The sequence below is a fragment of the Knoellia terrae genome (assembly GCF_048606435.1).
GTDB lineage: Bacteria > Actinomycetota > Actinomycetes > Actinomycetales > Dermatophilaceae > Knoellia > Knoellia terrae.
On record NZ_JBMBWH010000010.1, the window covers coordinates 85,407 to 111,722 of the forward strand.

The 26,316-nt window shown below is 72.7% G+C and carries 26 protein-coding genes, 1 tRNA gene and 1 riboswitch; of the genes, 10 read left to right on the forward strand and 17 right to left on the reverse strand.

The window, feature by feature from the left end; genetic code table 11:
- Positions 1–56: 56 nt before the first annotated feature.
- From ACOJV9_RS13875 to leuS, 5 genes are all read right to left on the reverse strand, one after another.
- Positions 57–674, reverse strand: a complete 618-nt coding sequence (locus ACOJV9_RS13875) for a glycerol-3-phosphate acyltransferase (protein WP_420185810.1) — start codon at positions 672–674, stop codon at positions 57–59.
- 13 nt (positions 675–687) lie between these two features.
- Positions 688–1,539, reverse strand: a complete 852-nt coding sequence (locus tag ACOJV9_RS13880) for a DegV family protein (RefSeq protein WP_420185811.1) — start codon at positions 1,537–1,539, stop codon at positions 688–690.
- 35 nt (positions 1,540–1,574) lie between these two features.
- Entirely contained in the window at positions 1,575–2,963 is a 1,389-nt protein-coding gene (locus ACOJV9_RS13885; RefSeq protein ID WP_420185812.1) for an aminotransferase class V-fold PLP-dependent enzyme, read from the reverse strand.
- Between the two features lie 43 nt (positions 2,964–3,006).
- A riboswitch (SAM riboswitch) is annotated at positions 3,007–3,121 on the reverse strand.
- A gap of 5 nt (positions 3,122–3,126) precedes the next feature.
- Positions 3,127–4,008: a DUF72 domain-containing protein gene (locus tag ACOJV9_RS13890; protein ID WP_420185813.1), complete on the reverse strand. Its 882-nt coding sequence runs from the start codon at positions 4,006–4,008 to the stop codon at positions 3,127–3,129.
- A 78-nt stretch (positions 4,009–4,086) separates the two neighbouring features.
- Positions 4,087–6,999 (reverse strand): leucine--tRNA ligase, encoded by a 2,913-nt coding sequence (leuS, locus tag ACOJV9_RS13895; protein ID WP_420185814.1) that lies wholly within the window; start codon positions 6,997–6,999, stop codon positions 4,087–4,089.
- Positions 7,000–7,233: 234 nt separating this feature from the next.
- Here leuS and ACOJV9_RS13900 point away from each other — a divergent pair, with 234 nt between their 5' ends.
- Entirely contained in the window at positions 7,234–8,082 is an 849-nt protein-coding gene (locus tag ACOJV9_RS13900) for an NAD(P)/FAD-dependent oxidoreductase (protein ID WP_420185815.1), read from the forward strand.
- A gap of 9 nt (positions 8,083–8,091) precedes the next feature.
- Here the strand turns inward: ACOJV9_RS13900 and ACOJV9_RS13905 are convergent, their stop codons facing one another.
- The 3 genes from ACOJV9_RS13905 to ACOJV9_RS13915 form a co-directional block, all read right to left on the reverse strand.
- Positions 8,092–8,583: a DUF4396 domain-containing protein gene (locus tag ACOJV9_RS13905; protein WP_420185816.1), complete on the reverse strand. Its 492-nt coding sequence runs from the start codon at positions 8,581–8,583 to the stop codon at positions 8,092–8,094.
- A 77-nt stretch (positions 8,584–8,660) separates the two neighbouring features.
- Positions 8,661–9,455 (reverse strand): deoxyribonuclease IV, encoded by a 795-nt coding sequence (locus tag ACOJV9_RS13910; protein WP_420185817.1) that lies wholly within the window; start codon positions 9,453–9,455, stop codon positions 8,661–8,663.
- A gap of 10 nt (positions 9,456–9,465) precedes the next feature.
- Positions 9,466–10,977, reverse strand: a complete 1,512-nt coding sequence (locus tag ACOJV9_RS13915) for a flavin-containing monooxygenase (RefSeq protein WP_420185818.1) — start codon at positions 10,975–10,977, stop codon at positions 9,466–9,468.
- Positions 10,978–11,109: 132 nt separating this feature from the next.
- On the opposite strand from ACOJV9_RS13915, the gene ACOJV9_RS13920 reads away from it, so the two are divergent.
- Genes ACOJV9_RS13920 through ACOJV9_RS13930 form a run of 3 tightly spaced genes read left to right on the forward strand, consistent with a single transcriptional unit; the run spans position 11,110 to position 13,338 of the window.
- Positions 11,110–12,246, forward strand: a complete 1,137-nt coding sequence (locus tag ACOJV9_RS13920) for a metallophosphoesterase (protein WP_420185819.1) — start codon at positions 11,110–11,112, stop codon at positions 12,244–12,246.
- A gap of 1 nt (position 12,247) precedes the next feature.
- A complete protein-coding gene (locus tag ACOJV9_RS13925) occupies positions 12,248–12,736 on the forward strand; it encodes a hypothetical protein (RefSeq protein ID WP_420185820.1) in 489 nt (162 codons plus the stop codon).
- Entirely contained in the window at positions 12,733–13,338 is a 606-nt protein-coding gene (locus ACOJV9_RS13930) for a DNA-3-methyladenine glycosylase I (protein ID WP_420185821.1), read from the forward strand. Before ACOJV9_RS13925 ends, ACOJV9_RS13930 begins: the two co-directional genes overlap by 4 nt.
- Before the next feature lie 7 nt (positions 13,339–13,345).
- Here ACOJV9_RS13930 and ACOJV9_RS13935 read toward each other — a convergent pair whose 3' ends face one another.
- Positions 13,346–14,566 carry a GNAT family N-acetyltransferase gene (locus ACOJV9_RS13935; protein WP_420185822.1) on the reverse strand — a complete coding sequence of 407 codons (1,221 nt, stop codon included), beginning with the start codon at positions 14,564–14,566 and terminating at the stop codon, positions 13,346–13,348.
- 106 nt (positions 14,567–14,672) lie between these two features.
- Between ACOJV9_RS13935 and ACOJV9_RS13940 the strand changes: the two genes are divergently transcribed.
- Genes ACOJV9_RS13940 through ACOJV9_RS13950 form a run of 3 tightly spaced genes read left to right on the forward strand, consistent with a single transcriptional unit; the run spans position 14,673 to position 17,138 of the window.
- A complete protein-coding gene (locus ACOJV9_RS13940) occupies positions 14,673–15,608 on the forward strand; it encodes an SRPBCC family protein (protein WP_420185823.1) in 936 nt (311 codons plus the stop codon).
- Positions 15,605–16,807: a zinc-dependent alcohol dehydrogenase gene (locus ACOJV9_RS13945; protein WP_420185824.1), complete on the forward strand. Its 1,203-nt coding sequence runs from the start codon at positions 15,605–15,607 to the stop codon at positions 16,805–16,807. Before ACOJV9_RS13940 ends, ACOJV9_RS13945 begins: the two co-directional genes overlap by 4 nt.
- A gap of 22 nt (positions 16,808–16,829) precedes the next feature.
- Positions 16,830–17,138 carry a YnfA family protein gene (locus ACOJV9_RS13950; RefSeq protein ID WP_420185825.1) on the forward strand — a complete coding sequence of 103 codons (309 nt, stop codon included), beginning with the start codon at positions 16,830–16,832 and terminating at the stop codon, positions 17,136–17,138.
- A 62-nt stretch (positions 17,139–17,200) separates the two neighbouring features.
- On the opposite strand, the gene ACOJV9_RS13955 is transcribed toward ACOJV9_RS13950, so the two are convergent.
- From ACOJV9_RS13955 to ACOJV9_RS13975, 5 genes are all read right to left on the reverse strand, one after another.
- Positions 17,201–17,273, reverse strand: a tRNA-Ala gene (locus ACOJV9_RS13955).
- Positions 17,274–17,350: 77 nt separating this feature from the next.
- Positions 17,351–18,031, reverse strand: a complete 681-nt coding sequence (locus ACOJV9_RS13960) for a histidine phosphatase family protein (protein ID WP_420185826.1) — start codon at positions 18,029–18,031, stop codon at positions 17,351–17,353.
- On the reverse strand, positions 18,028–18,408 hold the full coding sequence (rsfS, locus tag ACOJV9_RS13965; RefSeq protein ID WP_035940111.1) for a ribosome silencing factor: 381 nt from the start codon (positions 18,406–18,408) through the stop codon (positions 18,028–18,030). Before rsfS ends, ACOJV9_RS13960 begins: the two co-directional genes overlap by 4 nt.
- Positions 18,395–19,051, reverse strand: a complete 657-nt coding sequence (nadD, locus tag ACOJV9_RS13970) for a nicotinate-nucleotide adenylyltransferase (RefSeq protein ID WP_420185859.1) — start codon at positions 19,049–19,051, stop codon at positions 18,395–18,397. The genes rsfS and nadD overlap by 14 nt, the downstream gene beginning before the upstream one ends.
- Entirely contained in the window at positions 19,048–19,287 is a 240-nt protein-coding gene (locus ACOJV9_RS13975; RefSeq protein ID WP_420185827.1) for a hypothetical protein, read from the reverse strand. The genes nadD and ACOJV9_RS13975 overlap by 4 nt, the downstream gene beginning before the upstream one ends.
- Positions 19,288–19,799: 512 nt before the next feature.
- On the opposite strand from ACOJV9_RS13975, the gene ACOJV9_RS13980 reads away from it, so the two are divergent.
- Both ACOJV9_RS13980 and ACOJV9_RS13985 read left to right on the forward strand, forming a co-directional pair.
- Positions 19,800–20,768 (forward strand): glycosyltransferase family 2 protein, encoded by a 969-nt coding sequence (locus ACOJV9_RS13980; RefSeq protein ID WP_420185828.1) that lies wholly within the window; start codon positions 19,800–19,802, stop codon positions 20,766–20,768.
- Entirely contained in the window at positions 20,765–21,283 is a 519-nt protein-coding gene (locus tag ACOJV9_RS13985; protein WP_420185829.1) for a hypothetical protein, read from the forward strand. Before ACOJV9_RS13980 ends, ACOJV9_RS13985 begins: the two co-directional genes overlap by 4 nt.
- 33 nt (positions 21,284–21,316) lie before the next feature.
- Here the strand turns inward: ACOJV9_RS13985 and ACOJV9_RS13990 are convergent, their stop codons facing one another.
- On the reverse strand, positions 21,317–22,609 hold the full coding sequence (locus ACOJV9_RS13990) for a glutamate-5-semialdehyde dehydrogenase (protein WP_420185830.1): 1,293 nt from the start codon (positions 22,607–22,609) through the stop codon (positions 21,317–21,319).
- Positions 22,610–22,686: 77 nt separating this feature from the next.
- Here ACOJV9_RS13990 and pdxY point away from each other — a divergent pair, with 77 nt between their 5' ends.
- Positions 22,687–23,541 (forward strand): pyridoxal kinase PdxY, encoded by an 855-nt coding sequence (gene pdxY, locus ACOJV9_RS13995; RefSeq protein ID WP_420185831.1) that lies wholly within the window; start codon positions 22,687–22,689, stop codon positions 23,539–23,541.
- A gap of 12 nt (positions 23,542–23,553) precedes the next feature.
- Here the strand turns inward: pdxY and proB are convergent, their stop codons facing one another.
- Both proB and obgE read right to left on the reverse strand, forming a co-directional pair.
- Positions 23,554–24,681 (reverse strand): glutamate 5-kinase, encoded by a 1,128-nt coding sequence (gene proB, locus ACOJV9_RS14000; RefSeq protein ID WP_420185832.1) that lies wholly within the window; start codon positions 24,679–24,681, stop codon positions 23,554–23,556.
- Positions 24,682–24,684: 3 nt separating this feature from the next.
- Positions 24,685–26,223 (reverse strand): GTPase ObgE, encoded by a 1,539-nt coding sequence (gene obgE / locus ACOJV9_RS14005; protein ID WP_420185833.1) that lies wholly within the window; start codon positions 26,221–26,223, stop codon positions 24,685–24,687.
- Positions 26,224–26,316 lie beyond the last annotated feature (93 nt).

The following is a 26,316-nucleotide window of genomic DNA, read 5'->3' on the forward strand; positions in this document are numbered from 1 at the left end:
CCGGCGGTGGGCATCTGTGGACGACCGCCCCGGCGTCGTCGGCATGTGGACGGCCGTCAGCCCCGGAGCCGACCCACCCAGGCGAGGATGTTGCGCCGGTGCCGGGCCAGCACGAGCAGCGACAACAGCGTCACCCACACCCCCACGCCCCGGCCCACGGTGTGCTCCGCCCGCACGGTGAGCACGACCCCGAGCGTGACGAGCGCCGTCGTCGCGAGGACCGACGCGTCACCGAGCCGCTTGACGAACGGCAGCGCGAGGAGGAACACGACCAGTCCGGCCAGCGCCACCCAGGGCGCCACCGCGAGCATCGCACCGAGCGAGGTCGCCACGCCCTTGCCCCCGCGACCGGCGAGGTAGGGACTGTAGATGTGCCCGAGGACGCAGGCGGCGCCCCCGACCAGCGCGAGCCACGTCCCGAGCGTCAGCTGCACGACAAGCGTGGGAACGAGGCCCTTGAGGACGTCGAGGACGCCCACGGCGATGCCCCACTTCCGGCCCAGCACGCGACCCAGGTTGGTGGCGCCCGGGTTGCCCGAACCCACCGTGGCGACGTCCACGCCCTGGCTGCGCCCCACGGCGGTGGCGGGGTTGACGCCGCCGATGGCGAAGCAGACGACCGCGACGAGCGCCGCCGCGATGACGGTGCCGGTGCCGGAGGTCGAGAGGGTCACGGAGTCGGCCGGGTCAGACCTGCGGGCTCACCGCGATGGCGAGGGTCCCCGGCCCGACGTGCGCGCCGACGACCGCGCCCAGCTCCACCACCGAGAGGTCGGCCAGCCCGTGGACGCGGGGACGCAGCCGCTCCGCGAGCCTGTCGGCCCGTTCGGCCGAGTCGAGGTGGTGCACGGCGATGTCGACCGACTCCGCACCGGATGCCGTGGCCGCCTCGACGGCGAGGTCCTCCAGTCGCGAGATCGCACGCGACGACGTCCGCACCCGCTCCAGCGGCACGATCGACCCCTCGGTGAGCCCGAGGATCGGCTTGATGGCCAGCGCCGACCCGAGCAGCGCGTTGGCCTTGCCGATCCGGCCGCCACGGCGCAGGTGCTCCAGCGTGTCGACGTAGAACACGACCGTCGCCGCCTCGCACCGCCGGCGCACCACCTCGGCGACGTCCTGGACCGACGCGCCGCCGGCGGCGACCTCGGCACCGGCGAGGACGGCATACCCCATCGCCATGCCCATCGAGCGGCTGTCGACGACGGTGACCGGCACCGGCGCGTGCTGCGCGGCGAGCTGGGCCGACCCGATGGTGCTCGACATGTCGGCCGAGATGTGCACCGAGACGATCGCGTCGGCGCCGCCCTCGGCGAGCCCGCGGTAGACGTCGAGGAACGCCTGCGGCGCCGGGCGCGAGGTCGACACCGGACGGAACGAGCGCAGCGCCTCGGCCACCTCACCGGCACCGATGTCCACGCCCTCGCGCCGGTCCTGCCCACCGACGACGACGTGCAGGGGCACCACCCCGATGCCGCGCGCCGTGACGAGCTCGGGAGAGAGGTATGCCGTGGAGTCGGTGACGAGAGCGGTGGCCACAGCCCGAGGCTAGTGCTCCACCGGCCCCGCCGTGGTCACCACGGCAGGTCGGTGACGGTGCCCCGCCGGTCGTCGGTCGGAACCCAGCCGCGACCCTCGACCCGGCCATAGGCGACACCGGGTCCGCCGCCGGCGAGTGAGGCGACGGCGGAGAGCAGCCGGTCGACGTGCTCCTCGGTCGTCGCGAGGCCGGCACTGACCCGCACCGCCGTGTCGACGTCCTCGTCCGCGAGCAGGCTGTCCACGAGCAGGTGGGCGCAGAACTTGCCGTCGCGCACCCCGATGCCGTGCTCTGCGGACAGCGCGGCCGAGACGAGCGAGGACTCGAGCCCGTCCACCGTGAAGGTCACCACCGGCGCGCGGTCGGACGCGTCGCCGAAGATGCTCCAGGTCTCGACACCCTCGATCGCCCGGAGGCCGTCGACGAGCCGAGAGGTGAGGTGGGCCTCGTGCGCCTCGAGGGCGCCGCGGTGCTCGCGGATCGCGGCGCACGCCGCGGCGAGGGCGACGGCACCGATGACGTTGGGGGTGCCGCCCTCGTGGCGGGCCGGCCCGGTCTGCCACGTGACCGAGAGCGGGTCGACGCGCGCGGTCGCGCCGCCGCCGGCGAGGTGCGGCGGCGCCGCGTCGAGCCAGTCGGCGCGACCGACGAGCGCACCGGCGCCGTAGGGCGCATAGATCTTGTGACCGCTGAAGGCGACGTAGTCGACGCCGAGGGTGTCCAGGTCGACCCGGCGGTGCCCGACGAGCTGGGCCGCGTCGAGGGCCACCCGCGCGCCGTGGCTGCGGGCGATCTCGGAGAGACGCTCGACCGGCCAGTACTCCCCGGTGACGTTGGAGGCACCGTTGAGGACGACGAGGGTGCGGCTGCCCCGGCTGCGCGCCAGTGCCTCGGTGAGGAGCACCTCGGCGTCGGTGTGGGTCAGCGGGACGGGCAGCCGGGTGGTGTTCTTCGGCTCCCACGGCAGGAGGGTGGCGTGGTGCTCGCTGGCGAAGACGACGACCCGGGTGCGGCGCGGCACGGCGCGGGCGAGGAGGCTGAACGAGTCGGTGGTGTTGCGGGTGAAGACGACCTCGTCGCCCTCGCGGGCGCCGACGAATCGGGCGACCTCCTCGCGGGCGGCCTCGTAGTAGTGGCTCGACACCTGGCTGGCCCACCCCTGCCCCCGGTGGACGCTGGAGTATGTCGCGGTGGCCCTGGCGACTGCGGCGACGACGCTCGCGAGGGCCGGAGTCGAGGCGCCGTGGTCGAAGTTGGCGTACTCGACGACCGTGCCGTGGCAGGTCGGCACCTGCGGGGGCGCGACGACGGCGGGGACCGGCCCCGGCTCGGCGACGACCCGGTCGGGCGAGGGCACCGACCGCAGCCACGTGCGTCGGCGCTCGGGGGTCGCGGTGTGCGGTATCGAGCTGGCGATGGACATCTGCTGCTCCCTGGAGAGTCGATGGACCCTCGAGGTGCTCGGGAGTCCGCGCTTGCCGGCTGCGTTGCTGCAGCCGACCAGGTCGTCACCCGGAGCACCCCACCGCGGAGGAGGGTTGCCGACCAGCAAGCCGGGGCTGAACACTGGTACTCGTGACCTTGGGTCAGGAGGATATGCCGGTCCGCCCAGTCCTCGGGACCTCCTGTCCACTAGCCGAGACGGGAGCGGGCCCGACACCCAGTCGCTCGGCCAGCCTCAGCGCGTCGTAGGGCGCGTGCACCTTGATGTCGTTGTCGAAGTAGACGAAGACGTCGAGCCCTGCTGACGACCAGTCCCGGATGCGGTCGGCCCACCGGTCCAGCGAGGCGTCGCTGTAGCCGCTGGCGTAGAGCTCCTCATCGCCGTGCAGCCGCACGTAGACGAGGTCGCTCGTGACGTCGTCGAGCATCGGCCACGTCCCGGCGGAGTCGGCGACGACGAGCCCGATGTCGTGCGCGCGCAGCAGCTCGGCCAGCGCCGGTGTCCGGAAGGTCTCGTGCCGCACCTCCAGCACGTGCCGCAGCGGCACGTCGACCGGCGCTGAGGTGTCCGGGGTGCCCTTGAGCCGCTCGGGCTCGTGCCGGCTCGACGCCCACTGCGCGGCGGCAGCAGCACTGCGGGGCAGGAGGTCGAAGAACGCCGAGAGCCGGTCGGGGTGGAAGCCGAGGTTCGGCGGGAGCTGCCAGAGGAACGGCCCCAGCCGGTGCCCCAGCGTCAGCACCCCGGAGGCGTAGAAGTTCGCCAGCGGCACCTCGACGTCGGAGAGCTTCTTCATGTGGGTCACGAAGCGCGGACCCTTGACGGCGAAGAGGAAGTCGTCGGGGACGGCCTGCGCCCAGGCCTTCCAGCTCGAGGCGCGCTGCAGGGAGTAGAACGAGCCGTTGACCTCGACCGACGACATCCGCTCCGCGGCGTACTCCAGCTCACGCCGCTGGGGCAGCCCCTTCGGGTAGAAGACCCCGCGCCACGGCGCGTACCGCCAGCCGGAGATGCCGATCCGGATCATGCCCCGATCCTGCCCGAACGCCAGCCTCGTGTGCCCCAGCGCGACCCAGAGGTCGCGCTGGGGCACACGAGGTGAGGGTCAGAGCGGGACGACGTTGACGAGCTTGGGGGCTCGCACGATGACGGTGCGCACTCCCCCGGCGGTCGCCTCGAGCACCTTGGGCAGCTTCAGCGCCTTCTCGCGCAGCTCGTCCTCGCCGATGTCCGCGGGCACCTCGATGCGGTCGCGGACCTTGCCCCTGATCTGCACGACGCAGGTGACCGACTCCTCCACCAGCAGCGCCGGGTCGGCGACGGGGAACGGCGCGTGCGTCAGCGACTCCGGGTGACCCAGCCGCGACCACAGCTCCTCGGCGATGTGCGGCGCCAGCGGCGCCACCATGAGGACGAGCGGCTCGACGGCCGCACGAGGCGCGCTGCCCAGCTTGGTGAGGGCGTTGTTGAGCTCGATGAGGCGGGCGATCGCCGTGTTGAACCCGAGCTCGTCGTAGTCGCGCCGGACCGCGTCGATGGTGCGGTGGAGCACGCGCGCCGTCGCGTCGTCGAGCGGTCCGTCGCCGACCCGCAGCTCCCCGGTCTCCTCGTCGACCACGTTGCGCCACAGGCGTTGCAGGAACCGCTGCGAGCCGACGATGGCCCGGGTGTCCCACGGCTTGCTCTGCTCCAGCGGGCCGAGACCCATCTCGTAGAGCCGCAGCGTGTCGGCGCCGTACGCGGCATACATGTCGTCGGGCGAGACCATGTTCTTGAGCGACTTGCCGATCTTGCCGAACTCGCGGGTGACCGGCTGGTCGTTCCAGGTGAAGGCGGGGTGGCCGTCGTCGCCAGTGACCTCCCGGACCTCGCTCGCCTCGACGTACTGGCCGCGCGAGTCGGTGAAGGCGGGCGCCTGGATGTAGCCCTGCGCGAAGTACGTCCGGAACGGCTCCTCGCTCGAGACGTGCCCGAGGTCGAAGAGCACCTTGTGCCAGAAGCGGGCGTAGAGCAGGTGAAGGACGGCGTGCTCGACGCCGCCGATGTAGAGGTCGACACCGCCCGGGTCCCGCGAGCCGGCCGGAGCCCCGTCGACGGGCCTGTCCCGCGGGCCGATCCAGTACTCCTCGGTCTCCGCGGAGACGAGCTCCTCACGGTTCTCGGGGTCGAGGTAGCGCAGGTAGTACCAGCACGACCCGGCCCAGTTGGGCATCGTGTTGGTCTCGCGGCGGTAGCGCTGCACGCCCCGGCCGTCGTCGAGGTCGAGGTCGACGTCGACCCACTCCGACACGCGGCCCAACGGCGGCTCCGGTGAGCTTTGCGCGTCCTCGGGGTCGAAGGTGCGCGGGCTGTAGTCCGGCACGTCCGGCAGCTCGACCGGCAGCATCGACTCGGGCACTGCGTGCGCGACCCCGTCGGTGTCGAACACGATGGGGAACGGCTCGCCCCAGTAGCGCTGGCGAGAGAACAGCCAGTCGCGCAGCTTGTAGCTGATCGTCGCCTCGCCGTGCCCGTGCTCGACGAGCCAGTCGATCATCGTCGCCCTCGCCTGCGCGACGGCCATCCCGTCGAGGTCCAGCGAGTCGTTGGCGGAGTTGATCGCCGGGCCGTCGCCGGTGAACGCCTCGTCCTCCGGGTGGCCCTCGGTGGGCTGGACCGTGCGGATGATGGGCAGCTCGAACGCGGTCGCGAAGTCCCAGTCGCGCTCGTCCTGGCCGGGCACCGCCATGATCGCGCCGGTGCCGTAGCCCATGAGGACGTAGTCCGCCACGAAGACCGGCAGCAGGGCGCCCGTGGCGGGGTTGGTGGCGTGGGCGCCGGTGAAGACCCCGGTCTTGTCCTTGCCCTCGGTCTGCCGCTCGACGTCGCTGCGGCGCGAGGCCGCCCGGCGGTATGCCGTGATGGCCGCCTGCGGGGTCGGCTCGCCACCGGTCCAGGCCGGGTTCGTGCCCTCGGGCCACTCCCCCTCCGGCACGAGCAGGTCGACGAGCGGGTGCTCGGGCGCCAGCACCATGAAGGTCGCCCCGAACAGCGTGTCCGGGCGGGTCGTGAAGACCTCGATCGGGTCGACGGTGTCCTCTGCGCCGACGATCGGGAACGAGACGCGCGCACCCTCACTGCGACCGATCCAGTTGCGCTGCATCGCCTTGACCTTGGCGGGCCACTCGACGCGGTCGAGGTCGTCGGCCAGCCGGTCGGAGTAGTCGGTGATCCGCATCATCCACTGGCGCAGGTTGCGCTTGAAGACGGGGAAGTTGCCCCTCTCGGAGCGGCCGTCGTTGGTGACCTCCTCGTTGGAGAGCACCGTCCCCAGGCCGGGGCACCAGTTGACCGGCGCCTCGGAGGCGTAGGCGAGGCGGTGGCTGTCGAGAATGTCGGCACGCTCGACGTCACTGAGGTCGGACCAGCCGCGACCGTCGTCGGCGGGCAGCGGCCGCCTCCCCGAGGCATACTCGGCGACGAGCTCGCTGACCGGGCGGGCCCGGCCCACTCCCCCGGCGCGACCCGGCGCCTCCGGGTCGTACCAGCTGTCGAAGATCTTGAGGAAGATCCACTGGGTCCAGCGGTAGTAGTCGGGGTCCATCGTCTCGATCGACCGGCGGTTGTCCAGCCCCAGCCCGAGCCGGCGCAGCTGGCGGGCCATGATGACGATGTTGGCCTCGGTGGTGACCCGCGGGTGCTGGCCGGTCTGGACGGCATACTGCTCGGCCGGCAGGCCGAAGGCGTCGTAGCCCAGGCAGTGCAGGACGTTCTTGCCGAGCATCCGGTGGTAGCGCGAGAAGACGTCGGTGGCGATGTAGCCGAGCGGGTGCCCGACGTGGAGCCCGGCGCCGCTCGGGTAGGGGAACATGTCGAGCGCGAGCAGGTGGCCCGAGAAGGAGGCGACCGCCTCCGGGTCGGCGAACGGTCCGGAGGGGTTGGGCGCGTCGAAGGCGCCACTGGCCTCCCAGCGGTCCTGCCAGGCCAGCTCGATCCGGTCGGCCAGCTCTGCGGTGTAGCGGTGCGCCGTCTCGCTCATCTCATCCTTGCCTTCTCGGTGTCTTCTCAGACGTGGCTGCCCACAAAAAAGCCCCTCGCGCAGGAGGGGTTCGCCGCGGTGACGTCCGGGGTGGAGCGTCAGCGCGGCTGTCGAAGGAGCAGCCGGTGTGCCATGGCTGCAGACTATCGCAGCGTGTGGGCACCCCTCCGCGCACATGAATCAGGGCCGGTGGGGTATCCGCTCTCGCACCCACCACCGCACCTCGGGAGAGACATGTTCGACGTCGTCGTCATCGGCGCCGGTCCGGCCGGCCTGCAGGCCGCGCAGACCCTCGGCCGGATGCACCGCCCGACCCTCCTGCTCGACTCCGGCTCCTACCGCAACGCCCCCGTGGACGCCGTCCACAACGTCCTCACCGCCGACGGGCGCCCCCCGGCCCGGCTGCGGGAGCTGGCCCGCCAGGAGCTGCGTGCCTACCGCGACGTCCAGGTGTCCGACACGGCCGCCCTGGTCGTCGACAGGCACGGAGGCGACGGCTTCTCCGTGCGCCTGGCCGACGGCTCCTCCGCGCCGACGCGCGCCGTGCTGCTGGCGACCGGGCTGCGTGACCTCCTGCCTGACGTGCCGGGGATGGCAGAGCAGTGGGGCCGCACGGTCTTCATGTGCCCGTTCTGCCACGGGCACGAGCTGCACGGCCGACGCGTCGTCGTCGAGGAGAACCCCGCGGCCCGCGACCTCGTCGCGATGTTCGAGCCGATCGCGCGCAGTGTCGACGTCGTCCCGACCGTGACCGCCCTCGCGAAGCGCCCCGACGGGCTGCACGTCTCGTCCGGGCGCAGCACCGTCGTGGTCGACGGGCTCTTCGTGCACGTCGAGGCCGAGCAGGCGGCACCGTTCGCGGCGCAGCTCGGGTTGGAGATGCGGGACACCGGCTGCATCGCCGTCGACTCGCACGGCCGGACCAGCGTGCCCGGCATCTTCGCTGCCGGTGACCTCGCGCAGGCGGACGACATGACGGCCCCCGTGCACTCGGTCCTGGCAGCGGCGTATGCCGGCCAGCTCGCTGCGACGTCCGCGCTCCAGCACGTGCTCCACCGGAGGGACGTGCGGGTCACCTCCTGAGGCGTGGCGTCAGTGGTGGTACTGGTGGACGACCGCGTGGCCCTTGCCGCGGGCGAGGAGCCAGCGGTTCACCGGCACGGTGAGCACGAAGGCCACTGCGAGCGCCACGGCGAGCGCGCCCCAGAAGACCCAGGAGTCCAGTCCCGCCTCCATCGCGCCCGGGACGACGAGCATGATCGCGTTGTCGACGACCTCCATGACGGTGATCGAGATCGTGTCCGCGGCGAAGGTCACGCCGAGCGCCGTGGCGAGAGGCACGCCCGCGCGCAGGACGGGGGTGAGGGTGAGGGCGTAGCCGAAGAAGAAGGCCAGTGCCACGGCGAGGGCGATCGTCGCCATGGTCGAGAGCCCGAGGGCGGTGCCGATGACGAGACCGAGGACCTCGCCGATGGCGCAGCCGGTGAGGCAGTGCAGAGTCGCGCTGACGGCCTGGGGCCACAGTCCGCGATCCGCCGGTGCCGAGTCGTGGGTGGTGTGCTGGGCATGTGTCGAGTGGTCCATGATGCCGACAACGATACCCCTAGGGGGTATATTCCGGCAAGGCCACCGGCTGTCCTCCACGGCCAGCCGGCCGACGGTCAGAGGCGCTCGCGCAGCCAGGCAAAGTCCGCCTGGTGCTCCTCGGCGCCCCCGGGCGTCTCGCACACCACCGGGGCGCCGGCGGAGCGCACCACCCCGGCGAGGAGGTCGGGGTCGATCCGGCCGGCTCCGAAGTTCGCGTGCCGGTCGGCGCCGGAGTCGAAGGCGTCCCGGCTGTCGTTGCAGTGCACGAGGTCGATCCGGCCGGTGATGGCGAGGACGTCGTCGACGACGGTCTCGAGGCTGTTGCCACCGGCGTGGGCGTGGCACGTGTCGAGGCAGAACCCGACCCGGTCGGCCTGCGACGCGGAGCCGATGGCGTGCCACACCCGCGCGATCCGCTCGAGGTAGCGGGCCATGGCGTTGTCACCGCCGGCGGTGTTCTCGAGCAGGAGGGGCAGCGTGAGGTCGGTGGCCTCGACCGCCTTGCGCCAGTTGTCGAAGCCGACCTCCGGGTCGTCCGTCTTCCCGACGTGGCCACCGTGGACGATGAGGCCCTTGGCGCCGATCTCGGTCGCCGCGGTGACGTGCTGCTGGAGCAGCTTGCGCGAGGGGATGCGGATGCGGTTGTTCGTCGTCGCGACGTTGATGACGTAGGGCGCGTGGACGTAAAGGTCGACGCCCGCAGCCTCGGCGTCGGCGCGCAGCGCGGCCGCCCCACCGGCATACCTGATCTCCGGGCCCTTGTAGCCCTGGGGGTCGCCGAGGAAGAACTGCACCAACGTCGTGCCACGGGCGGCGGCCTCCGCCAGCGGGTCGGTCTGGTCGACGTGGGCACCGATCGTCAGGGTCATGCGCCCCAGTCTAGGAAGCCGGGGTGTCAGCGCCTGGTGCGGCGCCGGACCGCGCGGGAGCACGCCCCGCGAGCTCGAGCGTGCCGTCGTCGACGCGACGGGTCGACATGAGCCGCCGGTCGTGGAAGTAGTTCTGCCGCACCGTCCACGGTGCCTTCGTGCCCTGGCGTGGCAGCAGGTGACGTGAGCGCCGGACGTAGCCGGAGGTCAGCTCGAACGGCGGCTCCCCCTCCTCGATGTCCGCGTCGAGGCGTGGTGTCGCCGTCGCCGCGCCGGCTGCCGCCATCCGGTGGAGCACGGCGCACACGAAGCGCGAGGACAGGTCGGCCCGCAGCGTCCACGAGTTGTTGGTGTAGCCCAAGCACACCGCGAGGTTGGGCACCCCGTCGAACATCACGCCCTTGTAGAAGAAGCGCTCGTGGGGTGCGAAGGCTGCCCCGTCCACGCTGAGGCGGATGCCGCCGGCCACCTCGATGCGCAGCCCCGTCGCGGTGACGATCGCGTCCGCCCGGAGCTCCCCTCCCCCGCCCAGCCGGATCCCGGTCGGAGTGAAGCGGTCCACGGTGTCGGTGACGACCGACGCGTCACCCGAGTCGATCGCGGCGAAGAGGTCGCCATCCGGCACGATGCACAGGCGCTGGTCCCACGGTGCGTAGGCCGGCGTGAAGTGCTCTCGCACGACCTCCTCGCCCACGAGGCCGGCGTTCACCCGGGCGATCCCTCGCCGGACCGCGTCCGGGAAGCGGCGGCTGACCTCGTAGAGGGCGACGTTGGTGAGCAGGTTCTTGGCGCGGACGGTCCGGTGCGCGGCGCCCGTCGGCAGCGCTCGCAGCAGCGCGCCGCCCAGCCGGTCGGTGCCCGAGCGGGACAGGACGTAGCCGGGGGTGCGCTGCAGCATCGTCACGTGCGCGGCCCCGTCATCCACGAGGGCAGGCACAAGGGTCACCGCCGTCGCCCCCGAGCCGATGACGACGATGCGCTTCCCGGCGGGGTCGAACGTGTCGGGCCAGTCCTGGGGGTGGATGACCGGGCCCCGGTAGTCGTCCCGTCCCGGGAAGTCGACGACGTGCCCTCCCTCGTAGGAGAAGTAGCCCGTGCAGAGGTAGAGGAAGGCCGCCGTGTGCTCCACCCGGCCGTCCGCCGTCTCGGCCGTGACGGTCCACCGGCCGGTGTCGCTCGAGAAGTCCGCCTCGACGACGCGCTGCCCGTGGTGGATCTGCTCCTCGACCCCGAGCTCGCGCGCCGTGTCGCGGATGTAGTCCCGGATCCGCGGCCCCGAGGCGAGCACGTCGGGCTCGGTCCACGGCCGGAACTGGTACGTGAAGGTGAAGACGTCGGAGTCCGACCGCACCCCGGGGTAGCGGAAGAGGTCCCACGTGCCTCCCACGGCCGCACGCGCCTCGAGGACGGCGAACGTCCGGTCGGGGCAGAGCTCGACGAGCCGGCAGGCGGCGCCGACGCCGGAGAGGCCGGCGCCGACGACGAGGACGTCGACGTCGAGGGGGTCATGGGATGGCTCCACGGGGAGGTGGGGGCGGACCCCTTCATCAGACCACGGGCGCGCTCGGGCTCCGGCGACGTGGGCCCGCGTCCAGGTCACCCACATCCGCCCGTGCGAGCATGACCCCTCCATGACGACGACCGGGGACCCTGCGTGCTGATCTTCGCCCTCATCGCCCTGACCGTGATCGGGCTCCTCACCTTCTGGCTGCACCGTCGCCTCGTCGCGGCGCCCCGGTGGTCGACACGCTGGAGGTATGCCGGCAGCGCCCTTCTCGTCGTGCTCACCGCCCTCGCCGTGCTCGCGATCGCCGGCGGTCTGCGCTGGGGCACCGCCGACGACACCCGCCCGGTGGCATGGCTGGCGCTCACCTGGCTCGTCGTCGCGATGTACCTCCTCCTCGTCCTCGCCGCCGCGCAGCTCGTCGCCCTCGTCGTCTGGCTCGTGACTCCCCGCGAGCGCCGGCCGGGCCGGCTGCGGTCGTTCAACCGGGCCACCGCCGTGGTCGCCCTCGTCGCGGCACTGGGCACGACGGCATACGGCGTGGTGGAGGCGGCAGAGCCGGAGCTCACCCGCACGACCCACACGTCCGCAGCGCTCCCGGCCGCCTTCGACGGGACGACCGTCGCCCTCGTCACCGACCTGCACGCCGGTGTCGTCCACGGCGCCGACTTCGCGCAGCGGGTCGTCGACCGGGTCAACGCCGCGACCCCGGACCTCGTCATCCTCTCCGGTGACGTCGTCGACGCCCCCTTCGAGCGGCACCGCGCCGAGATCGCACCGCTGGCCGACCTCGACGCGCCCCTGGGCGTCTTCGCCGTGACGGGCAACCACGAGATGTACACCGGCTCCACCGCCGAGTGGCTGGCGGAGTGGGAGCGACTGGGCATCACCGTCCTCGCGAACTCCTCGCAGGTCCTCACCGTCGGCGGGGAGTCGATCCGGCTGGCGGGGGTCCATGACCGCGAGGGAACGGGTGCGTTCGCCCCCGAGCCCGAGCGGGCGCTCGCCGGCACCGAGGACGGCTTCACCCTCTACCTGGCGCACCAGCCGCTCATGGCCACGGACTCGGCCGACCGGGGCGTGGACCTCCAGCTGTCCGGCCACACGCACGGTGGCCAGGTGTGGCCCGGCGAGTTGATCGTGCCGCTCCAGCAGCCCATGGTGGAGGGGTATGCCGTCGTCGACGGTGTGCCCGTCATCACGAGTCGCGGTGCCGGCAGCTGGGGTCCACCCGTGCGCGTCGCCGCGCCTCCCGAGATCCCGGTCATCACGCTGAGGAGAGGCTGAGATGGCGCCCGACCCGACCGCTCTCGGTGCCGCCCGCTACCGCTCCGTCGTCCGGCCGCACCGGGCGCTCGTCCTCCTCGGGGCGCTCGTGGCCGGTGCCGGCGTCGTCAGCGGCCTGCTCGTGGCGAGCCTCGGCGGGTGGGCGGTCGCCCTCGGAGCAGTCCTGCTCGTGGGGCTCGTCGGGCTGGCATGGCTCGTCGCCCGCGGTCCCGTCACCGTGACCGTCACCGACCGCGCCATCCGCGTGGCCTATCCCCTCGCCCCGCGCACCATCGCCATCGAGGACGTCACCGACGTCGGCGCGGGCGACCACGTCGACGGGGTCGGCTGGGGCTGGGGCCTGCGCTGGGAGGGTCGCGGCAAGTGGGCCTACCGCGTCGGCGGGCCGATGGCCACCGTCGTGCACCGCCGTGGCCGGCTCGGGCTCAGCGTCGAGGACCCGCACGAGTTCGTCGAGGCCGTCGTCGCCGCCCGTCAGGGACTGGTGTGAGCGAGCCGGGAGTCGTGGTCGGGGACGACGGGCTGGCCCGGCCGGCCTGGGCGTCGGTCGACCCGATGCTGCGCGACTACTACGACACCGAGTGGGGCATGCCGGTCCGCGACGAGCGAGGCGTGTTCGAGAGGCTGTCGCTCGAGGCCTTCCAGTCCGGGCTGTCGTGGGCCACGATCCTGCGCAAGCGCCCGGCGTTCCGTGCCGCGTTCGCGGACTTCTCCCCCGATGCCGTGGCTGCGTTCGGCGAGGACGACGTCGCCCGCCTCATGGCAGACGCGGGCATCGTGCGCAACCGGGCCAAGGTGCACGCGACGATCCAGAACGCCGAGGCCACGCTGGGACTGCGCAAGGACCCCGACGGCGACCTCGCGGCATACGTGTGGTCGTTCCGGCCTGCCACCACACCCACGCCGCGGACGTACGCCGACGTGCCGACGACGTCGCCGGAGTCGCTCGCGCTGTCGAAGGGGTTGAAGCGCAAGGGTTTCACCTTCGTCGGGCCGACGACGATGTATGCGCTCATGGAGGCGATCGGCATCGTCGACACCCACCTCGTCGGCTCCCACCGGCGCGGCACCTCGGGCGTCTGGACCCAGTAGCGGCGGCTCAGAAGTAGTCGCGGATGTGCAGCGGGCGGCCCAGTCCGAGCGCGTCCCACAGGTCCTCGTCACCGCCGCGCGTCCGGGCCAGGCCCTCGGCGACGATCCGGCCGTGTGGCAGTGCGCCACTCCAGAGCAGGGCGAGCCCCCGCGGGGAGAAGGCCGTCGTGGCCTCCCCGTCGGTCGGCTCACAGCGCACCTCCCCCCCGTCGACGTCGAGGCGGTAGGTGCCGTCGGTGCCGCCGTGCACGTCCCCCACGACCGAGAAGACGAGCGAGCCGGTGACGCCGGAGGCCGGACGGACGGCACCGAAGGCAGCGGGGACGTCGAGGAGGCGCAGCATGTAGGGCGAGCGCTCCACCGGGCTCGTGGCCGTCACGGGGAGCGCGAGCTCCAGCTCGGCGGTCCCGCTCGACTCCAGGTGCGTCGTCGGCGTCACCGCCGCGAAGCTCCCGAGGGTCGACAGGAGCGCGTCGCGGGCTGCCCCGGTGCTCCAGACGAGGTCCTCGGCGGCGATCCTGGCATCGGGTCCGTAGCCCGGCCCCCGGCGCCACGACAGGAACCCCTGGACGGTGTCGTCGGCGTCGACGGCGAGGGTGACGCCGGTGAAGCCGCCGAGCCACTCGGCCGCGTCCGCCGGGAACATCACCCCGTCGCGGGTGAGCGGCCCGTTGCGCTGGGCGCCCCAGCGGTCGTAGCACCGCCGCACCGCGTCGAAGTCGCCCTCCGTCGCCCTCCGGGTGCGTATGCCGTCCGCCCGCCCGAGCCGCTGCAGTGCGGCCGTCGGCACGGAGACGGTGGTCAGCTCGGCGACGAGCTCGTAGCCGAAGCGGCGGTAGATGCCGGGCGCGGTCGGGAAGAGCGTGGAGATCGCCGCACCCTGGCGGCGGGCCTCCGCGAGGATCTCGTCCATGAGGGGCGAGAGCAGCCCCTCGCCACGTCGCTCGGCCGCCACCGTGACCCCGGCGATCCCGAAGGTCGGCACCCGGCTCCCGTGGAACCAGCTGTCGTAGGGCCGGCCGTTGAGCTTGGCCACCAGGATGCCGGCGTCGTCGTCGTCGTCGAAGGTGCCGAGCGCGACGACCCCCTCGGGCGGCCAGGTGCGCGCCGGCTGGTCGGCGTCGGCCGGCCCAGATGGCGTGGCGGACGGCGGTCGCTCGCCGAAGGCCTCGGCACCCAGCCTCACGCTCGCCTTCTCGTCGTCCGGTCCGAGCCGTCGCGTCGTCATGGCGCCATCGTGCCAGCGCACCCCCTGCGCGGCCGGCCGCCGAGCCGTCGGGCGAATGCGCGAACCGAGGGCGAATGGGCGCCGCGGACAGGGGTATCGGGGCCTCATGAAGACCAAGGACAGGCCCGAACGTCAGATCGACCGGCTCGTGCGCGGGCTCGGCGTGGCCAGCGCCGGGCTGGGACTGCCGATGGTGCTCCGCCCCTCCGGGGTGGCCCGGGTGGCGGGCGTGGACGACATCGCCACGGCGCCGGCCCTCATACGCGGGGTGGGGGTGCGCGAGCTCGGGCATGCCGGACTGCTGCTCCTGGGCCCCCGCCGGTCGGTGTGGACGAGGGTGGTCGGCGACGCCATGGACCTCGCGCTCATGGGGCACGCCCTGCGGTCCCGCTCGGGCGACCGGCTGGGACGGCTGTCCCTCGCGACCCTCGCGGTGGCCGGCATCACCGCGCTCGACGTCCGCGCGGCCCTGCGCACCCGGGGTTCGCAGCACGGCGCCGGCCGGCCGGGCCCGCTCGCGCTGAGGGCCAGCACGACGGTGAACCGGCCTCCCGACGAGGCGTACGCGTTCTGGCGGGAGCTGGACCGGCTCCCGTCGTTCATGGGGCACCTGGAGTCCGTGGTCGAGAACGACGACGGCACCAGCCACTGGGTGGCCCACGGCCCGGCGGGCAAGCAGGTCTCGTGGGACGCCGAGATCACGAGCGAGGAGCCCGGCCGTCGGCTGTCCTGGATGTCGCTCCCGGGCGCCGACGTCGAGAACTCCGGCACCGTCCACTTCGCGCCGGCCCCCGGCGACCGCGGCACCGAGGTGAGCGTCGTCCTGCACTACGACGTCCCGGGTGGGCTCCTCGGCCGCGCGGTGGCGACGCTGTTCGGCGAGGAGCCGGAGCAGCAGGTCCGCGACGACCTGCGCCGCTTCAAGCAGGTGATCGAGACCGGTGAGGTCGTGCGGACCGAGATCCTCCCGCGCGGAACGGAGGCGAAGCGCCGGTTCCTCCAGGGCCCGGCCCGCGCCTCGAAGGTGGGGAGCTCCCGATGAGGGCCGTGGTCTGGGGCGGCCCCACCCGGGTGTCGGTCAAGGACGTGCCCGAGCCGCAGATCCTCGGCAGCCGCGACGCGATCGTCAGGGTGACCTCGACCGCCATCTGCGGCAGCGACCTCCACCTCTACGACGGCTACGTCCCCTCGGCGGTCCCGGGCGACATCTTCGGCCACGAGTTCATGGGCGAGGTCGTCGAGCTCGGCCCGGGCCTGTCCAACGGCCACGGCAACGCGAACCGCGACGGCGGGCTGCGGGTCGGCGACCGCGTCATCGTCCCGTTCCCCATCGCGTGCGGCGCCTGCCGCTCCTGCCAGCGTGGCCTGACGTCGCTCTGCGAGAACTCCAACCCCAACGCGGGTGAGGCCGAGAAGGTCATGGGCCACTCCCCGTCGGGGATCTTCGGCTACTCGCACATGCTCGGTGGCTACCCCGGGGGCCAGGCGGAGTACGTCCGTGTGCCCTTCGCCGACGTCGGCCCCTTCAAGGTCGACGACGACCTCACCGACGACCAGGTGCTCTTCCTCACCGACGTGCTGCCCACCGGCTGGATGGCTGCCGACCTGTGCGACATCGAGCCCGGCGACGTGGTCGCCGTGTGGGGCGCGGGCCCGGTGGGGCAGTTCGCCTGCCTCAGTGCCCAGATCATGGGGGCCGGCAAGGTCATCGTCATCGACCGGGTCCCCGAGCGACTCGCCATGGCGGAGGAGCACACCGGTGCCCACCCGCTGAACTACGAGGAGACGCCGGTCCTGCAGGAGCTGCGCGAGCTCACCGGTGGGCGCGGCCCTGACCGGGTCATCGACGCGGTGGGCATGGAGGCCCACACCGACCTCTCCCTCGTCCATGCCTACGACAAGGCCAAGCAGCTGACGAAGCTGTCCACCGAGAGGCCGCAGGCGCTGCGCGAGGCCATCCTGTCGGTGGCCAACGGCGGGACGGTCTCGATCGTCGGGGTCTACGGCGGCTTCGCCGACAAGTTCCCCCTCGGCTCGCTGATGAACCGCTCGGTCACCGTGCGCACGGGTCAGACGCACGTCCACCGCTACCTCAAGGACCTCTACGGCCGGATCCGCAGCGGCGAGATCGACCCCACGTTCATCATCAGCCACCACCTCCCGCTGGAGGACGCCCCCCGCGGCTACGACATCTTCAAGCACAAGGACGAGGAGTGCACCAAGGTGGTCCTCCAGCCCTGACCCGGGACCGTTCGGGGGTGGTGTGACGAGTCGCCTCCCCTCGGGGTCCCGACTCGTCACCCAACCCCCGACCGGTGACCTCACCTCCCGGGGCTGGCTGTGGGTGGGAGCCGGTGTGATCGCCCTGGGTCTCTACGGCTTCGTCGCCACGCTCCAGCCGGACGCGAACTTCGGACGCATCCTCGCGGCATACGGCGGGGTGTTCGTGGCCGGCTCGCTGCTGTGGGGCGTGGTCGCCGACGGCTTCCGCCCCGACCGCTGGGACATCGGCGGCGCACTGGTCTGCCTCGTCGGCGTCGCCGTCATCATGTACGCGCCCCGCGGCGCCTGACCGGCCGCTGGCGCCGGAACGACGAAGGACCGGACACGCGAGGTGTCCGGTCCTGTTCTGGGTGGAGCATAGGAGATTCGAACTCCTGACCTCTTCCATGCCATGGAAGCGCGCTACCAACTGCGCCAATGCCCCGAGTTGCCCCGGTGGGACGTCCCCCGAAGGCGACGGCGAAAGTCTACGACGGGCCCGACCGAGCGACCAAATCGGGGTCAGGCCACGCCGTCGTCACGTGCCGAAGCCGTTGCCGCCGACTGGTTCCAGGTCTGGATGCGCCAGCCGGCCCGGCCCTCGACGAGCTCGGCCCAGTGGCAGTTGCCCAGGCCACCGAGCGCGATCCACGCGGTCCGCTGGTCCAGGCCGACGAGGTCGGCGGCCAGCGCGCGGCCCGAGACGCCGTGCGTGGCGATGACCACGCACTCCCCCGCGTCGAGCTCGTCGAGCAGCGCGTCCACGCCGGAGCGGCACCGAGCCGCGACGTCGGCCACGGACTCGCCGTGGCCACCCCGTTTGAAGTCCTCGCCCTCGAGGAGCCGGTCCATGTCCTCGGGGTAGCCGGCGCGCACCTGCTCACCGGTCAGCCCCTGCCACGCCCCCGCGTGGATCTCACGGAACCGCTCGTCGGTCGAGAACGGTATGCCGTCCACGCGCGCCACGGTCTCGCCCGTCACCCGCGCGCGGGACAGGTCGGAGGCGACCACGCGCGTCGGGCCGAACGCCGCGACCGCGCGGGCAGCCGCCGCGGCCTGCTCGACACCCCGTGCGGACAACGGCGAGTCGAGCTGGCCCTGCCAGATGCCGGCGGCGTTGTGGGTGGTCTCACCGTGGCGCAGGACGATGAGGCGGCGCGGGGAGTCCTTGGCCATGACGCGGGCGTGGGGCCCGAGGGTCACCGGCCGCCCTGCTCGGTGCCGACGGCACCCAGGTCGACCTCGGGGCAGTCCTTCCAGAGGCGCTCGAGCTCGTAGTACTCGCGCTCGTCGTCGTGCTGCACGTGCACGACGATGTCACCGAAGTCGATGAGCACCCAGCGACCGTCGCGCTGGCCCTCGCGGCGGACGGGCTTGGAGCCCATCTCCCGCAGCGAGTCCTCGACCTCGTCGACGATGGCGCCGACCTGGCGCTCGGTCTCGGCGGAGGCGATGACGAAGATGTCGGTGATCGCGAGCTGCTCGCTCACGTCGATGCCCACGATGGTGGTGGCGAGCTTCTCGGCGGCCGCGTGGGCGGCGGCGCGAGCGAGCTCGAGGGAACGGTCAGTGGCTGGCACGGGACTCCTCGTCCGCAGTGGCGGGTGCGTCGGACGACGCACCCGGTCCACCGGCATACAGGTGGTGTTTGTTGATGTACTGGACGACGCCGTCGGGCACGAGGTACCAGACCGGCTCGCCGTCGGCGACCCGCTCGCGGCAGTCGGTCGAGCTGATCGCCATGGCTGGCACCTCCTGGAGGGTGACTCCGTCCTGCGGCAGGCCCGACTCGGACAGCTCGTAGCCGGGGCGCGTGACCCCGATGAAGTGGGCGAGGTCCCAGAGCTCGTCGACGTCCTTCCACGACAGGATCTGGGCCAGGGCGTCGGCGCCGGTGATGAAGAACAGCTCGTCGTCCGGGCGCAGCCGGCGCAGGTCGCGCAGGGTGTCGATCGTGTAGGTGGGGCCGGCACGGTCGACGTCGACGCGGCTCACCTGGAAGCGGGGGTTGGAGGCGGTGGCGATGACGGTCATGAGGTAGCGGTGCTCGGCCTCGCTGACGACCCTCTCGGCCTTCTGCCACGGCTGCCCGGTCGGGACGAAGATGACCTCGTCGAGGTCGAAGAGCGACTGGACCTCGGAGGCGGCGACGAGGTGCCCGTGGTGGATGGGGTCGAACGTCCCACCCATCACGCCCAGGCGGCGTCGTCGGTCTGCGCTCAGTGCTGGCCCTTGTCGTGCATCGTGCCGCCGTGGGCGTGGGCCAGGTCCGTCGAGTGGTGGTCGTTGTGCTCCGTGGGTGGCGTGTGCCGCTGCGCGGTCCCGCGGAAGGTCCACAGCACCAGGAGGAGCAGCCCGAAGGCGGCCAGGGCGAGGACGCCGAAGGCCCACGGGGGCATCGGCAGCTCCCTGAGGGCGGCCTCCTCGGCGGCGAGGACACGAGCAGCGTGCGACGTCATGGGGTGCAGCCTACCGCCACCGTTGTCCACCGACGCCGTCCACAGGGCTGTGCACGGGAGCGTGGCGACGGGACCGCACCTGTGGACGACACGCGCGGGGCGAGCCGCTCGGCGAGAAACTACCCGTTCCTGTTGCGTCGCAACCCCTCTGAGCACTAGACAGGACCCCACGGACATCCGCTCCGGAACCGTTCGAGCTCGCTCGAGGCCCGGGGTGGACGTCAGGTCGAAGGAGAACGGACGTGCCTCGGCCCCGGCGACGGGACCGGCTGGGGGAGACCCCTGACGCGAGCGGCATCGCGGGGCGCACCGCGGCCGACGGCCAGAGTCGAAGTTCGCCCCGGTCCAGCCGGGACGACGCCACTGTCGCGTGGCCCCCTCGGCGGGTTCGCCCGTCGGGAACGACCGGCTCACACAGAGGGACTGTTCCCCAGCGCCGAAGGCCCCCGACCTCATACGTCGGGGGCCTTCGGTGGCTCGCTGCGCCGACGCCGCCGATTACGCTGGGGCCCATGTCTGCGCCCTCCTCCCCGATCACGCTGAGCATCGTCGTGCCGATGTTCAACGAGGAGGCCGTCCTGCCCCTCCTCGTCGAGCGCCTTCGCCCCCTCGCGGACGGGCTCCGGACGGCATACGAGGTGGTGGCGGTGGACGACGGCAGCAGCGACGCCACCCCGGTCCTGCTCGAGCGCCTGCGGCGCGAGTGGCCCGAGCTGCGGGTCGTCCGGCTGCGCGCCAACTCCGGGCACCAGGCCGCGATCTCGGCCGGGCTGCGGCGCGCCAGGGGCGACTACGTCGTCACGCTCGACGCCGACCTCCAGGACCCCCCGGAGGTCATCGCCGAGATGCTTCGCGTGGCGCGCGAGCGCGAGGTCGACGTCGTCTACGGCGTGCGGGAGGACCGCTCGACCGACACGGCCTTCAAGCGCCACTCGGCCGGGATGTTCTACCGCACGATCCGCCGGCTGGCCGACATCGACGCCCCCGTGGACGCCGGCGACTACCGCCTCATGTCGCGCGCCACCGTCGACGCCGTGAACTCGCTGCCGGAGCACAACCGCGTCCTGCGGTTCGTCGTGCCGGCGCTCGGCTTCCCCTCCGCCTCCGTCGGCTACACCCGCGAGGTCCGCGCGGCGGGGACCTCCAAGTACCCGCTCGCGAAGATGCTGCGGCTCTCGGTCGACTCGGTCACCGGCTTCTCGCTCACGCCCCTGCGCTTCGCGACGTGGCTGGGGCTGATCGGCGGTCTCGCCGCGCTCGGCGTCCTCGTGTATGCCGTGATCGCCCGTCTGCTCGGGCACGCCCTGCCCGGGTGGACCTCCACCGTCGTCATCGTCGCAGCGATGGGAGCGGTGCAGCTCCTCGCCCTGGGAATCCTCGGCGAGTACGTCGGGCGGATGTACGGCGCGATGCAGGCCCGGCCGACGTACTTCGTCGCGCACGACTCGCTGGACTCCCAGAACCGCGCGCACCGGCCGTGAGGGACCGCGGTCTGGCCGGTCTCGGTGTGCTGCTGCTCGCCGTCGTCTGCCTCACCGGCTGGAAGGTACTGCGCGCCGACGACGTGCAGCCACCGATGACCTCCGCCCGCACGCCCGGCGGGTCGCTGACCTTCACCATCCCGGCGACGTGGAGCACCACCCCGTGCGCCGCCGACGAGGGTGACTGCCTGCGCGTGACCTCCCCCGACATGACCGAGGTGGAGGCCGCCACGGTGGCCTTCCTGCAGCCGAACCCGGTCGAGGGCAGCCCGGTCGACGCCCTCGTCGACCCCGCGGTCACCGTGCCCGGAAGCAGGCCGGTCACCGTCGACGGACTTCCCGCCACCCGGCTCGACCCCGACGAGCAGCAGGGGCAGGACGCGATCCTCGTGGGCGGGCGGGCTCGCACCGCGGTCGGTTCCACGTTCATGGTGCTGTGCCCGGTCGGCGGCGAGATCGCGCGCTCGCGGAGCATGTGCGAGCAGATCCTCACGACGCTCCAGGTCAGCCGCTAGCCGGCAGGAGCTCGAGTGCGAGATGACGGGCGGTCAGCGGACCTGCCCATCGCCCTCGACGATCCACTTGGTCGTCGTCAGCTCGGGCAGTGCCATCGGCCCGCGGGCGTGCAGCTTCTGCGTGGAGATGCCGATCTCGGCGCCGAACCCGAACTCGCCGCCGTCGGTGAAGCGGGTCGACGCGTTGACCATGACCGCGGCGGCGTCGACCTCCGTGGTGAAGCGGCGCGCGGCCGCCCGGTCCTCGGTGACGATCGCCTCCGTGTGGCCGCTGGAGTGCGCGTGCACGTGCTCCAGCGCGGCGTCGAGGTCCGGGACCACCGCGACGGCCATCTCGAGCGCGAGGTACTCGGTGTCCCAGTCCTCCTCCGTCGCCGGGACGTGGGGTATGCCGGCCGCCTCCGCCGCCTTCGCAGCCTGCGGGTCGGTGTGCAGCACCACCCCGGCGCGGGAGAGCTCGGCGAGGACCCGGGGCAGGAAGGTCGCACGGAGCGACTCGTGCACGAGCAGCGACTCGGCCGCGTTGCACACACTCGGCCGGTGGGTCTTGGCGTTGACCGCGATCGCGATCGCCTTGTCGAGGTCAGCGGCCGCGTCGACGTAGACGTGGCAGTTGCCGACCCCGGTCTCGATGACCGGCACGGTCGACTCGGTGACGACGGTCTGGATGAGGCCCGCTCCCCCGCGCGGGATGATGAGGTCGACCTGGCCGCGAGCGGTGAGCAGCGCGCGCACGGCATCGCGGCCGCCGTCGAGCAGTCCGACCGCGTCGGCGGGCAGGCCCTGCGTCTCGAGGGCCGCGCGCATCGTCGCGACGAGGGCGCGGTTGGTCGACTCGGCTGCGGACCCGCCGCGGAGGATGACGGCGTTGCCCGACTTGAGGGCCAGCCCGGCGGCGTCGACGGTGACGTTGGGGCGAGCCTCGTAGATCATCCCCACCACCCCCATCGGCACGCGCACCTGCCGGATCTCGAGGCCGTTGGCGAGCGTCGAGCCGCGCACCACCTCGCCGACGGGGTCGGGCAGGGCGGCGATGTCGCGCAGGGCACCGGCCACCGAGGCGAGCCGCTCGCCGGTCAGGGTGAGGCGGTCGACGAGGCCCTCGTCCATGCCGGAGCTCCGGCCGCGCTCGACGTCCTCGGCGTTCGCGGCGACGATCTCGTCGCTCGCGGCGTCGAGGGCGTCGGCGAGCGCCCGCAGCGCGGCGTCCTTGTCGGCCCGGCTCAGCAGGGCCAGGCGCCGCGACGCGACCCGGGCGCGGGCAGCGAGGTCGGCGACGCGGGCGACGTCGTCGGTGCTGACGGGAGCGGCGGCGGGCGCGGGCATGCCTCCAGCGTAGGTTGCGGCAGCGGGCGGCATACGGGCATCTCATCCCGGCCCTGCGTGGTGGAAGGATGGCGGGCGTGACGACGATCCTCTCCATCCAGTCCTCGGTCGCCTACGGCCACGTCGGCAACAGCGCGGCCGTCTTCCCGCTGCAGCGTCTCGGCGTCGAGGTGTGGCCGGTCCACACGGTGAACTTCAGCAACCACACCGGCTACGGCGCCTGGCGCGGCCCGCTGCTCGCCGCCGACGACGTCCGTGAGGTCATCACGGGGGTCGAGGAGCGAGACGCGATGCCGGAGATCGACGCGGTGCTGTCGGGCTACCAGGGCGGCGAGGCCATCGGCGACGTCATCCTCGACGCCGTCGCCCGGGTCAAGGCCGCGAACCCCGGGGCGATCTACGCGTGCGACCCCGTCATGGGCAACGCGACCTCGGGCTGCTTCGTGCACCCGGCCATCCCGGTGCTGCTGCGCGAGCGCGTGGTCCCGCAGGCCGACCTCATCACGCCCAACCAGTTCGAGCTCGGCTTCCTCACCGAGACCCAGCCCGAGAGCCTCGAGGACACCCTCGCCTCCGTCGAGCGGGCCCGAGAGATGGGCCCCTCGACCGTCCTCGTCACCTCGGTGCTGCGCCCGGACCGCCCCGAGGGCACCATCGAGATGCTGGCCGTGAACGGCGACGGCGCGTGGATCGTCCGGACGCCGCAGCTGCCCATGAAGGCCAACGGCTCCGGCGACGTCACCGCCGCCCTCTTCACCGCCCACCTCCTCGAGACCGGTGACGCCGGCGTGGCCCTCGGCCGCACGGTGTCGAGCGTCTTCGACCTGCTCCAGCGCACGCTCGACTCCGGCCGGCGCGAGCTCCAGCTCGTGCAGTCGCAGGAGGAGATCGCGCACCCGCGCATGCAGTTCGAGGTCCAGCGCCTCAGCTGAGGGTGGCTCGGCTCAGAGCATGACGAGGTCGTCGCGGTGGATGACCTCGCGCTCGTACGCGGCACCGAGGTCCCGGGCCAGGTCGTGCGTGGTCCGGCCGAGCATCGGCGGCAGCTCGCTCGAGGAGTAGTTGACGAGCCCTCTGGCGATGGCCCGACCGTCCGGAGCGCACACGTCGACCGGGTCGCCGCCGCTGAAGCTGCCCTGCACCTCGACGATGCCGGCCGGCAGCAGCGACACGCGCCGCGTCGTGAGCGCCGTGACGGCACCGGCGTCGACGAGGAGCCGGCCCCGCGGGGTCGTGGCGTGCGCGATCCACAGCTGGCGGGAGGCCCGCGAGCGGGACCGGGGCGCGAAGACCGTGCCGACGTCCTCCCCGGCCAGCGCGTGCCCGGCGTCGGAGAGCCGGGACAGGACGGTCGGTATGCCGGCCGCCCCCGCGATGCCGGCCGACTCCACCTTGGTGGCCATCCCTCCGCTGCCGACCGAGCTGCCGGTGCCGCCGATCTCGACGCCGTCGAGGTCGGCCGGTGACAGCACCGCCGAGATGCGGCTCGACCCCGGGCGGGACGGCGGACCGTCGTAGAGCGCGTCGATGTCGGTGAGCAGCACGAGCGCGTCGGCACCGACGAGGTGCGAGACCAGCGCGGCGAGGCGGTCGTTGTCGCCGAATCGGATCTCGTGAGTGGCGACCGTGTCGTTCTCGTTGACCACGGGGACGATGCCGAGGTCGAGCAGCCGGGTCAGGGTGCGACGGGCGTTGGTGTAGTGGGTGCGCCGGGTGACGTCGTCGGCGGTGAGCAGCACCTGGCCGACCGTGAGCTGGTGGGCGGCGAACGCCCGCGCGTACGCCGCGACGAGGGCGCCCTGCCCGACCGAGGCCGCGGCCTGCTGGGTCGCGAGGTCACGCGGGCGCGCGGTCAGTCCCAGCGGCCCCAGGCCGGCGGCGATCGCACCGGAGGAGACGAGGACGACCTCTCCCCCGCGGGCCCGCACCGCGGCGAGGTGGTCGACGAGCGCGACGAGGCGGGAGTCGTCGATCGTCCCGCCGCCCGGGCCCGTCAGCGAGGACGAGCCGACCTTGACGACGACGCGACGGGCCCCACCGATGGCGGCGCGCAGCAGCGCCTCAGTGCCCACCGCTCACTCGTCGTCGGAGTCGTCGCCGCGGACCGTGGCCCAGTGCCCGGCCTTGCGCTCGGCCGCGAGCTGGTCGCGCGCGGCGGTCTGCGCGTCCTTGCGGCCGTGGAACTCGTTGCGCTTCTCGCCACGGGTCTTGCGGTCGTTCTCGCCGAGGCGCAGGTCGGTGCCGCGCGGGCCGGTGAGCAGCTCGGCGCCGGCCGCCATGGTCGGCTCCCAGTCGAAGACGACCGAGTTCTCCTCGGGACCGATGACCACGGTGGACCCGGCGACGGCCCCGGCCTTGTAGAGCTGCTCCTCGACGCCGAGGCGGCTGAGCCGGTCGGCGAGGTAGCCGACGGCCTCGTCGTTGGAGAAGTCGGTCTGGTGGATCCAGCGGGTCGGCCGGTCACCGAGGACCCGGAAGATCTCGCCGTCGGAGGTGTTCTCGCGCTTGACGGTGAAGCCGGCGTCGTCGACGGCCTTGGGCCGCACGACGGCGCGCGGCCGCTCGACGACGAGGGCCTCCATCTCGGCTCGGGCCGCCGCGACGTGCCTGGCGAGCGAGAAGGTCAGCTCCTTGAGCCCGGTGTGGGCGACGGCACTGACGATGTGGACCTCGAGCCCGCGCTCCTCGAGGTCGGGCTTGACCATCTCGGCCAGGTCACGCGCGTCGGGCACATCGGCCTTGTTGAGGACGACGATGCGGGTGCGCTCGGACAGGGGCCGGCCGCCGAGGCTGTTGTCGGGCACGTAGGCCGCGAGCTCGGCCTCGATGACGTCGAGGTCGCTCATCGGGTCGCGGTTCGGCTCCAGCGTCGCGCAGTCGACGACGTGGACGAGCACCGAGCAGCGCTCGACGTGGCGCAGGAACTCCAGGCCGAGCCCCTTGCCCTCGCTGGCACCCGGGATGAGGCCCGGGACGTCGGCGATGGTGAAGCGGGCCGCCCCGGCCGTGACGACACCGAGGTTGGGGATGAGGGTCGTGAAGGGGTAGTCGGCGATCTTGGGCTTGGCCGCGCTCACGACCGACACGAGCGAGGACTTGCCCGCGCTCGGGAAGCCGATGAGGGCGACGTCGGCGAGCGACTTGAGCTCGAGGACGATCTCGAGCGACCCTCCGGGCTCACCGAGCAGGGCGAAGCCGGGGGCCACGCGCCGCGCGGAGGCGAGTGCCTTGTTGCCGAGCCCGCCGCGGCCACCCTGGGCGACGACGAACGTCGTGTCGTGGCCGACGAGGTCGGCGAGGACCTCACCCGCGGCGTTCTTGACGACCGTGCCCTCCGGGACGGGCAGCACGAGGTCGGCGCCGTCACCACCGTTGCGCTCGTCGCCGGCACCCGGCTTGCCGTTGGGTGCGCGCCGGTGCGGCGTGTGGTGGTAGTCGAGCAGCGTCGTCACCTGCGGGTCGACGGCGAGGACGACGGAGCCACCCTTGCCGCCGTTGCCGCCGTCCGGGCCGCCGAGCGGCTTGAACTTCTCTCGCTTGACCGACGCCACCCCGTGCCCACCGTCACCGGCCGCGACGTGCAGGACGACGCGGTCCACGAAGTTGACGGCCATGGGGGGTTCCTCTTTCGACGAAGCTGGCGTGCGGGGGAAGTCTACGGCGAACCGAAAAGCGCCCGTATGCCGTGCGGGAAGCACGCGGCATAC

What these genes read in the sequence shown, in the direction of transcription:
- ACOJV9_RS13885 (WP_420185812.1), bottom strand. Translation starts at nt 2,963, where the DNA reads ATGTCCATCGCCAGCTCGATACCGCACACCGCGACCCCCGAGCGCCGA.
- ACOJV9_RS13890 (WP_420185813.1), bottom strand. Translation starts at nt 4,008, where the DNA reads ATGATCCGGATCGGCATCTCCGGCTGGCGGTACGCGCCGTGGCGCGGG.
- leuS (WP_420185814.1), bottom strand. Translation starts at nt 6,999, where the DNA reads ATGAGCGAGACGGCGCACCGCTACACCGCAGAGCTGGCCGACCGGATC.
- ACOJV9_RS13900 (WP_420185815.1), top strand. Translation starts at nt 7,234, where the DNA reads ATGTTCGACGTCGTCGTCATCGGCGCCGGTCCGGCCGGCCTGCAGGCC.
- ACOJV9_RS13905 (WP_420185816.1), bottom strand. Translation starts at nt 8,583, where the DNA reads ATGGACCACTCGACACATGCCCAGCACACCACCCACGACTCGGCACCG.
- ACOJV9_RS13910 (WP_420185817.1), bottom strand. Translation starts at nt 9,455, where the DNA reads ATGACCCTGACGATCGGTGCCCACGTCGACCAGACCGACCCGCTGGCG.
- ACOJV9_RS13925 (WP_420185820.1), top strand. Translation starts at nt 12,248, where the DNA reads ATGGCGCCCGACCCGACCGCTCTCGGTGCCGCCCGCTACCGCTCCGTC.
- ACOJV9_RS13935 (WP_420185822.1), bottom strand. Translation starts at nt 14,566, where the DNA reads ATGACGACGCGACGGCTCGGACCGGACGACGAGAAGGCGAGCGTGAGG.
- ACOJV9_RS13940 (WP_420185823.1), top strand. Translation starts at nt 14,673, where the DNA reads ATGAAGACCAAGGACAGGCCCGAACGTCAGATCGACCGGCTCGTGCGC.
- ACOJV9_RS13945 (WP_420185824.1), top strand. Translation starts at nt 15,605, where the DNA reads ATGAGGGCCGTGGTCTGGGGCGGCCCCACCCGGGTGTCGGTCAAGGAC.
- ACOJV9_RS13975 (WP_420185827.1), bottom strand. Translation starts at nt 19,287, where the DNA reads ATGACGTCGCACGCTGCTCGTGTCCTCGCCGCCGAGGAGGCCGCCCTC.
- ACOJV9_RS13980 (WP_420185828.1), top strand. Translation starts at nt 19,800, where the DNA reads ATGTCTGCGCCCTCCTCCCCGATCACGCTGAGCATCGTCGTGCCGATG.
- ACOJV9_RS13990 (WP_420185830.1), bottom strand. Translation starts at nt 22,609, where the DNA reads ATGCCCGCGCCCGCCGCCGCTCCCGTCAGCACCGACGACGTCGCCCGC.
- obgE (WP_420185833.1), bottom strand. Translation starts at nt 26,223, where the DNA reads ATGGCCGTCAACTTCGTGGACCGCGTCGTCCTGCACGTCGCGGCCGGT.